Source organism: Candidatus Jordarchaeum sp., from assembly GCF_052745115.1.
Genome location: NZ_JBRAKS010000161.1, coordinates 1 through 8,788, shown reverse-complemented (window position 1 = coordinate 8,788; position 8,788 = coordinate 1). Strand labels below are relative to the sequence as shown.

The window sequence follows — 8,788 nt, the reverse complement described above, 5'->3', positions numbered from 1 at the left end:
TGATACAACCCTTGCAAAAACCGTTCTCCAGCTACGGAGATTGAAAGTTTTTTATGGATTGTTTTCTTAAAGTACAGAGGGTTTTTAGAAAATAAGTTTTAAAAAATTTAAGAATTTTTCATTCGGATAGGGAGCGGAGAATCTCATCAATATCTGACTCTAAGGGTCCGTGTTTCTTAAACAACTCGTGAATTTCGGGAATGAATTCTCTAAAGATTCTAATATTACCGTTCCATTTTTCGAAGATGTGTCCATACTTTTTATTGAAGGCTTGTTCTATTTCTTTTCCAAAGTTTTTGGCTTCTTCCTCGGTGTCACCGGCAACCACCACTATTACATTTTTAGAAAAGGCGAAGACCAGTTTCATTTCGCCGATTATTATGTTGATAGTGGTGAGTTCTCCGACATTTTGTTTTGCCATCTGAGAGACTGCTGAGAAAAGCCCCCCCAAAAGTAGTGGGTCACTCTCGGCCAGTTTCAGCTTTTCGAAGGCCACGTTTAGAAGTGCTTCACCAGTGGTTTTGAGAATCCAGACTGCATAAATCATGCCCAATTTCCTCAATATAAATTATCAGAAATGGTTTAACAAATTTTTTGCTCGGATATTTTTTAAGCCCTTTATAAGTGATTGGACACGCCCACCTTATATTCGGTAAGTATTTATGTATTAATTAAATATTTTTTAAACTTTTTGTAAGCGTTATTTTCTAATTAAAAACTGAAAATAATTTATTTTTTTAAAAAATTGGAAAAATAATTAAATATTTCTATTTTTGACATCCAAAGTATAATCTGATTAAAATGTCTAAAAGGATTTAACGGGATGCGCTGAGAAGGGTGGTAATAAAATTAGTTTGGGGGGAGAAGAGAGGTGTGGAGAAAAAACTATTATTTCTCTCAGCGCATCCTTCACGCACAACGAAAAGAAGGAACGTATAAAGATATTGTGGTAAAACTATCCGCTATATATGCATAAGTATAAATTTATTATGAAAAATATAAATTATTCATAGTTTTTGATTTCATTTCGTTGTAATTGTAATAAAAATTGAGAATTAAAAGGCATTAATTTTTCCAAAGCATCTGATTGCTCAAGTACTTTTTCGTTTTTAGAAAAAGGTATCTTATGAGATAATTTAATTGAAGTGCATTAAACGTAAACATAATAAGAGTTCAATTTCTTAGTTTACATATAGTAAAAAGTGGATTATCAATCGGAAGTGTAATTTCTCCGAGGTGAAAAATCAGTATAAAGAATTTTTAAATATATATTAAAAAATCTTTTTTCCCTAATGGTTATCAACGTTAAATTTTAGAAATACTAAAAAAAGTTATCGCATAATTTTTGGAGGATATGCTATTGAGCGAGGCACAATTACTGGAAAACGCCGAAAAAGCAGAAAAAGCATCCGATTACGCACTTGCTAGTGAACTATACTTAGAGGCAGGTAACGCTTTCCAAAATGTGGGAAATTATACTAAAGCCCGTGAATGTTATTTGAAAGCGGCAATAAACGGAGCAGAGGGGGTAGCAACCAAAGGCAAGACAGATAAACCGGCACTCTGCTATTTCAACACCGGCATGGCTTTCAATAAGCTTGACCGACCAGAAAAGGCCGTAGGTTGTCTTGAGAGTGCGGTGAGAGAGGCGAAGAATGAGTCCTGGTTGGGAACAGCTTATTTCCAGTTGGGTGTTGCTTACGATCTTCTCGGAGAGAGAGAAAAGTCGGTAGATAGACATGAGAAAGCGGTACCTTATTTCCTGAAAGCCGATAACCCAAAAATGGTAGGGGTATCCTACCTGAGTATTGCGATGAGATATTTTCTACTAAAAAAGTATAAGGCGGCAATAAAAACCTGTGAGAAAGCGATCCCCTATCTTGGGAAGACTCAGGCCGATAATTATGTTGGAGACTGCTACTACTATATGGGGTACTCTAACCAAAAGTTAAACAAGAACATTACAGCAATCGACTGGTTAAAGAGGGCGATTAATTATTATGAGAAAGCTGAACGCCAGGATAGAATTGCTGCATGCTATGCCCAGATAGGTTACTGCTACGGAGAATTGGAAGATTACACCAAAATGCTTGAGTTTTCAAAAAAAGCAATCGAAATCTTAGAACAGAAAGGCGACCCCATAACTCTAGCAAGTACCTATTTAAACATCGCCCGAGCTCAAATAAAACTGGGGGACAAAAACAGTGCAGCAGAGAATCTGAAGAAAGCGATACCGATTCTAGAAAGTCTAAAAAACCGAGAGAGTCTAGTATATTCGTATATTCAACTGGTAAATATTTATGATGAGTTGGGAATGTATCAGGAAATGTTGGAACAACTCGAGAAGAGTATTCCAGTAATGGAAGGTGAATCAACCCAAACACTGGGTAACTGGCACTATAAAATGGGTAGAGCCTATAATGAACTGAAAATTCATGATCAAGCTCTCGAGGCCTATATCAGAGCACTTGAAACCTACACCGAGGTCGGAGACGAAGAAAGCATGGGAAACGCTCAGATGAACATTGGAGGCCAACTGGTACATTTAAGGAGGCAAAAAGAAGCAATAATGCACCTGGACGAAGCTATAAAGCACTTCCAAAAAATTGGGGATAACGAGAAAATCGGGCGCTGCTATTATAATATTTCACTAGCCTACATAAGAATGGAAAAGTATAAAGAATCTCTGAAACCCGCAGAAGAAACAATAAAGTACGCCAAGAAAGCCAACGACAATGAGATCATGGCTGCAACACTATATAACATTGGAAATGTTTACATCAAGCTCAATGATTCAAAGAAAGCGATCGACTATATGGAAAAAGCAGCAAAACTTTACCAACAACTCGGAAACCGAGAACTAGCAATGAAATGTGCGGAAAAAATAAAGAGAATAAGACTAGGAGTCTGGTTACCAGACCTACCATAGGAAAAAATGAAACAAGCTTTTAATTTTAATTTTAATTTCCGCCTCCTGCTGGGGGGAAAATGGCCACTGTGTCATCTTTATCAAGTTTGGTTTTTAATCCTTTTTTAAAATCTATATCATGGCCGTTGTGTAGAATTTTGTAGAATTTTTTTATTTTTCCATTATCGAAAACCGCTTCTCTGAACGGCTCACCATACATTTCGATCAGTTTACTTAATAGCTGCTCGACGTTTTCGGCTTCTAGCTCTACCTCCCTAACTTTTGTTATGTTTCTTAAATTAGCAAAAAATTTTACTTTCAAAACTCATTTCACCATAGGAAATCTTATAATATAAATAAATGGAAGGTAGTAATCTATTAACAGTAAAAAATAAGGATTAGAATTATTTAAATTCAACGAAGTCTCAATCACTAATATTTCAGAAATATAACTCCTGGAATTGTTTAAAAAATGTAAAGAACATTTACTATAATTAAAATGCAATAAGATTTTTAGGTGAGAATATGATTGAGGAACTGGTTAGAAAACATGAGGAGTGGCGTTCAAACTGTATCAATTTAATACCCTCTGAAAATGCAATGAGCCCTAAGGCCCATACCGCACTTAACTCGGATCTGGGACACAGATACACCTCCCCCGATAAATTTTACACAGGAACCAAATACATAGACCAAATAATTGAAGAGGGAGAAAGGCTTGCAAAAGAAGTCTTCCGGTGCAAGTTTGCGGATCTACGACCCCTTTCAGGCCACGTGGCTGATTTAGCCCTGCTAATGGCTTTTAGAGGCAAGAGCATGGCCTGTGTGAATGATTTAGAGGGAGGATACCCAGGCATTTCCAAAGATAACGCTCCTAGTGTTTTGGGAATTAAGGTTCACTATTTACCATATAATCAGGAAGAAGCCAATATTGATCTTGAGGGAAGCATCGAACTGATAGAGGAAAAAAAACCTGAGCTGATTATTCTGGGTGCAAGTTTTATACCAATGCCCTACCCGGTGAGAGAAATAAGTGAAGCCGCTCATAAGGTTGGTGCGGTGGTTGCTTATGATGCTTCACATGTAATGGGTTTGATTGCGGGGAAAAGGTTTCAGCAGCCATTAGCTGAAGGGGCAGACATTATGATGGGGAGCACCCACAAAACTCTTCCAGGTCCTCAGGGGGGAATAATTCTGGGAAACAGTTTTCAAGAGATAAGAGAGCATCTTTTGTTTAAAACCATTGATAATGCCCATTTCCATAGGATAGCTGCTTTGGCAGTCACCCTAGAGGAGATGAAGGAGTTCGGAGAAGCCTACGCGGATCAGATAGTGAAAAATTCTAAAAAGTTGGCTAGTCTAATGGATGAAGGGGGGATCCCGCTTAAGTGTAAGAATAAAGGCTTTACGGAGTCTCATCAGATCCTTGTTAACACCTATGAGTTTCAGATTACCTATGGCAAGCCCTGGGTGGATATAGTGAACTATCTTGAGGAGGCAAATGTCATTATGGATAGGGCGGGTAGAATAGGGACCTGTGAAGTTACCCGAATGGGTATGAAAGAGAAAGAGATGGAAAAGATTTGCGAACTAATCATTAAGGCAGTTAAAGGAGAAGAAAAAGGGAAAATAAAGAAGGAGGCCGTGGAACTAAAGTCCAAGTTTAAAAAAGTCCGATACTGTTTTGAAAACTGAAAGATTTTCCATACTTCTCTCTAAATTAAATCTATTTCGTTTTTCAGTTGAATTCACTTACTTTTTTCATTTTGAGTTTTCACACTGGAATTTTTCACTCGAATTTTTTGAGTTTGGATATACCAATGCGTATCGCAAGATAGGCAGCAACAATTCCTAGTGTTGCTGATGCAACTATTCCCAAGATTACAGGCATTGGATTTGAGTAAATGCCGTATTGCGCCAAACTTGTTATAACTAAGGGGATCTGAATTAACCAAGTTGCTGGTTGAGTGGGTATGCTAAACACCACGCTCAGGGCGGGAATAAAGGAAATTAAATTTAGTATCCAAGGAAATACAGCGAATAATAGCATTATTCCTTGTATTATAAAGGCGGTCACAAAGAATATTAGAAAGTTTATCAGATGGCCGCTACTTTGTTCTTTAAACACGGGACGGGCGCAGTATATTCCTAGGGCGATGGCAGAACTTATGGTCGTGAAGAAAAGCATCACTGGTATCAGTACCAATATTCCAGTACTACTTGATCCGATAGCAAATTGGAAGAACACTGCAATAATTACACTTAGTGGCAGACCAACGATGAGCATCTCTAAAAATTTTGAGTAAACTAGTCTCTCCACCCCTCCCGGTGCTTTTTTATAAGTCCAAAATAAATCTCTTTGTTTAACAGTCATCTGACTGGCTTCCATCATCGCTATTACAGCAGCTGTCAGGACTATATAGAAGCCGGCGAAGCCGGGTACTGCAAGAACTCCGAATAAGTTGGATGTGGGAAGAAAGCTATTACTAAATCCAAGAAAATTGAAGAAATAGATTATCAAGGGAAACATTAGTACGCTGGAAATTCGAGCTATACTATCCAAGCTTCTTGTAAATTCCTTTAACTGCACCGCAGTGATTGCTCCCAGAGGAGAGGGAATCGCTCTCCGCACAGCGCTGAAGAACCATCTTTCTTCTTTTATAGCAGTGACTTCGCTAACCGATATTTCGAATCTAAAAAGCCTATCTGAAAGCTTTATCCCGAGGTAGAAAACCAAAAACACAAATCCTAAAAGCAGGGCTAAGCTTATCCAGAAGTCGGGTTGGAGAAATATCGGGTAGTAAAAAGAGTATATACCAAAATTATATGTTATTTTAACCCAGTTGGTACCAGTTACCGCCGTATATATTATATTGGTGACCCATGTTGTTGGTGAAAATGGCCAAAAAAGAGATGAGGACTGGGAAAACATAAAAATAAAAATTGATAAACCAAAAAAAGCCCCAACTACCCCCATTACAGCTTTACCAATATCTTTAATTCGAGGCGATACATCACTCTTCGTCTGTATGTATGAAGAGATTATAACTCCGAGCCAAATACCAACCAGCGCCGGAAGCGAGGCTGCAAGTGCTATAATGAAGGGTGTAGCCAAACTGTTTAAGCCATGTTCAATAAAAATAAAGAAAAACATTACACAAATAAATAGGAAAAGTAAAGGCAGAAAGAACAGGTTTGCTATAAATCTACCGAAAAGAATATTCCTCGATCTTAAAGGACTCGCCAAGATAATATCTTTGCTTATGATCTCTGTTTCCCTAAAAACATTCCCTACCGAAGCCATTATGGGCATTATGAACCCAAAAAGTCCCAAAAGTTGACTCATTAAAATTGTAATATCTACCTGGACACCACCAAGGGTAACTGAAAACTCGCCAACATATCCGTACACATTCTTAAGATAATTTTTCACCGCGTTTTCAAGTAATATGGTTAAGTGTATTTGGTTGGAGAAGTAAATAACGAATGCAAATACTAGGGCGGGTAAAGCAACCAGAATTATGGGAAGCACTTTCCTCATTCTTCTGAGCCGAGAAGTCATAAGGCGATACTCGTTTCTGGCGACCGCATACCATGTTTGCATAGATCTTCTCCCTTCTTTCTATGTCCTCCATTCCAAGAGAGTTTTTTCTATGGCTTCTTTTCCAACCATTTTGAGATAAGCTTTCTCCAAGGTTTTTGTCTTGGTTTCCCTAAGAATTTCCTCCAGGGTTCCCACAATCTTTATCGAGCCGTGATCAATTATTGCAATACGTTGACACATCTCCTCCGCAAAGGGGAGCATGTGAGTACAAATGAAGAAGGTTTTTTTCTCCTCTGATACTAGGAGTTTTATCATGTCTTTGACCATTCTTGCAGAGGCGGGGTCAAGTCCACTGACCGGCTCGTCTAAGAAAATTATTTTGGGATTAGTGATCAGTGTGGCTGCTAGGAGTACTTTTTGCTTCATGCCTCTGCTGAAACCCTCGAGCAGATCATTTTCCCGATTCTTAAGCTCGAAGAGTTCCAGAATCTCATCGATGCTTTTGTAGAGTTTACTGTGTGGAACATCGTATAGGTCTCCCATGAATTCTAAGAACTCTTTGGCGGTTAACTTCTCGTATACTCCGGGGGACTCTGGAAGCAGACCAGTGATTCTTTTTACCTTATCCGGTTCCTTTAGTATATCGAAGCCTCCCACCTTGGCAGTGCCCTCTGTGGGTCTCAAAATACAGTTCAATATGCGAACCGTGGTGGTCTTACCGGCACCATTAGGACCTAGAATTCCATAAGTTTCCCCATTTTCTACTTCCAGGTTCAGTTTGTTTACTGCAAGTATTTCTCCAAATTTTTTGGTTAAATCCGTGGTCTCTATGGCTAATTTCATTGTGTCTACCTCTCTTATATTATTAGATAAATAATACCAACTTCCTAAATTTTTTAGAAAAAGTTGGTTATAATTTAGTTAGTGTAAAAGTTGAAACACCCCAAGTATAAATGTATTTTATCATTAAGAGATGTAAGGTATTAGATTTACTAGATTATATAAATTTTATCTAGTAGGCACAAAGTGTTTACGTTGGATTAACTGACCTAGATGCTGCATGTTGGATGCATATACCGTGTTCTGTATAGCAGTGAAATTATTAAAAGAAATGAGTTACTAACTGCCAGAACAAAGATGACTGGACGATGCATTACAAAGCATCTTAATACACAATGTCATAAAACAAGATGTCCCTACCATAAAAAATGATTGAATACTTTTTTAGATTATCTATGATTTATTAAGCCAGACATGATCGAAAACATATCCATTTATATCTGTAGCTTCAAGGTGCAGCGTTCCATTTGTAAAAACGTTTATCAATACAAAGTGGTGGGTCTCATTACCATAATCACTATATAACTGTGGAGTATAATCATGTGTGGGAACTCCCCAGCCACCACTAGTCAAGTACATTGTACCCTCTTGATAAGAAGACGCAATTGAGTTATTGTACATTGGTTTGGTTCTATGATAGTGATGTGTGTGCCCTTGGATAACAATATCCACATGGTACTGGTCAAATATTGGAACCCAATTATCTATAATATCAGTATCATTATAGTGATAACCGCTGTAGTAAACGTTTCGATGGAATATAACAATTTTCCACGTATTTTCAGGAGTGGAGGATAAAGTGGTGTTAAGCCAATCGGCTTGATCCGTTGCAATTTGATCGCGTGCTTCGCTGTTAAGAACTATGATTCGTAGGTTCGGTCCCCAGTCTAGATAGTACCATTGCTCATTTTCTGGAAGAGCGAACTGCTCATAGTAATTGGTTGCGTTTTTTTCATGGTTGCCTAAACAGGGGATGATGGGAATGGTTAGACCGTTGTCACCTATCCAATTGTCATTTACATCGCTAAACCAGGAGTCCCATTGACTCTGGCTCCATCCGTTTTCAACCATATCGCCACTATGCATTACAAAAGAAGGATTGAAATGACTCATTGCTTGTGAAACAAGGGTTCGACTAGCCGGATCGCTTCGAGAATCACCCCCAGCCACGAATTTAAATTCGGAGGTTGAATTGGGAGCGGTTCTAAAGGAACGTTCTGCGCTGTAATTTCCCGGCCCCCCACAAATAAAGTAGTATCTGGTATCAGGGGTTAGATTAGTGAGTTCAACCTCATGAATATATCCTGAAGCTCCGGCATAGGTGTAATTGAAGCCACTTGCACTGTAAGTGTATAGAGAGGGGTTCCCTCCCAGTGGTTTGGAATTTTTGCTGAAGAGCATGTTTTGCGTCATATAACAGAGTTATGGGCGAAAAATTTGAAGGTGTCACCCCAATATTATTACTTCACAAAACATTTAGGAGGTGACACCAAATG

7 protein-coding genes are annotated in these 8,788 nt (G+C 38.4%); 2 read left to right on the top strand and 5 right to left on the bottom strand.

The annotated features are described in order from the left end of the window. Positions 1–118: 118 nt before the first annotated feature. Positions 119–547 carry a hypothetical protein gene (locus ACUVXA_RS12055; RefSeq protein ID WP_445871517.1) on the bottom strand — a complete coding sequence of 143 codons (429 nt, stop codon included), beginning with the start codon at positions 545–547 and terminating at the stop codon, positions 119–121. Positions 548–1,360: 813 nt separating this feature from the next. Between ACUVXA_RS12055 and ACUVXA_RS12050 the strand changes: the two genes are divergently transcribed. Next, positions 1,361–2,929: a tetratricopeptide repeat protein gene (locus ACUVXA_RS12050; RefSeq protein ID WP_445871516.1), complete on the top strand. Its 1,569-nt coding sequence runs from the start codon at positions 1,361–1,363 to the stop codon at positions 2,927–2,929. A gap of 31 nt (positions 2,930–2,960) precedes the next feature. On the opposite strand, the gene ACUVXA_RS12045 is transcribed toward ACUVXA_RS12050, so the two are convergent. Continuing rightward, positions 2,961–3,230: a ubiquitin-like small modifier protein 1 gene (locus ACUVXA_RS12045; RefSeq protein ID WP_445871515.1), complete on the bottom strand. Its 270-nt coding sequence runs from the start codon at positions 3,228–3,230 to the stop codon at positions 2,961–2,963. A gap of 203 nt (positions 3,231–3,433) precedes the next feature. On the opposite strand from ACUVXA_RS12045, the gene ACUVXA_RS12040 reads away from it, so the two are divergent. Beyond that, complete coding sequence (locus tag ACUVXA_RS12040) at positions 3,434–4,603, top strand: hypothetical protein (RefSeq protein ID WP_445871514.1); 1,170 nt, start codon at positions 3,434–3,436, stop codon at positions 4,601–4,603. 94 nt (positions 4,604–4,697) lie between these two features. On the opposite strand, the gene ACUVXA_RS12035 is transcribed toward ACUVXA_RS12040, so the two are convergent. From ACUVXA_RS12035 to ACUVXA_RS12025, 3 genes are all read right to left on the bottom strand, one after another. Next, positions 4,698–6,512, bottom strand: coding sequence for a hypothetical protein (locus ACUVXA_RS12035; RefSeq protein WP_445871513.1), 1,815 nt, complete (start codon positions 6,510–6,512; stop codon positions 4,698–4,700). 18 nt (positions 6,513–6,530) lie between these two features. Further along, a complete protein-coding gene (locus ACUVXA_RS12030; protein ID WP_445871512.1) occupies positions 6,531–7,295 on the bottom strand; it encodes an ABC transporter ATP-binding protein in 765 nt (254 codons plus the stop codon). 390 nt (positions 7,296–7,685) lie between these two features. After that, positions 7,686–8,693 carry a metallophosphoesterase gene (locus ACUVXA_RS12025; RefSeq protein WP_445871511.1) on the bottom strand — a complete coding sequence of 336 codons (1,008 nt, stop codon included), beginning with the start codon at positions 8,691–8,693 and terminating at the stop codon, positions 7,686–7,688. Positions 8,694–8,788: the final 95 nt, after the last annotated feature.

Excerpts from the sequence above, each read along its gene's own strand:
- ACUVXA_RS12055 (WP_445871517.1), bottom strand. The coding sequence starts at position 547 with ATGATTTATGCAGTCTGGATTCTCAAAACCACTGGTGAAGCACTTCTA.
- ACUVXA_RS12040 (WP_445871514.1), top strand. The coding sequence starts at position 3,434 with ATGATTGAGGAACTGGTTAGAAAACATGAGGAGTGGCGTTCAAACTGT.
- ACUVXA_RS12035 (WP_445871513.1), bottom strand. The coding sequence starts at position 6,512 with ATGCAAACATGGTATGCGGTCGCCAGAAACGAGTATCGCCTTATGACT.
- ACUVXA_RS12030 (WP_445871512.1), bottom strand. The coding sequence starts at position 7,295 with ATGAAATTAGCCATAGAGACCACGGATTTAACCAAAAAATTTGGAGAA.
- ACUVXA_RS12025 (WP_445871511.1), bottom strand. The coding sequence starts at position 8,693 with ATGCTCTTCAGCAAAAATTCCAAACCACTGGGAGGGAACCCCTCTCTA.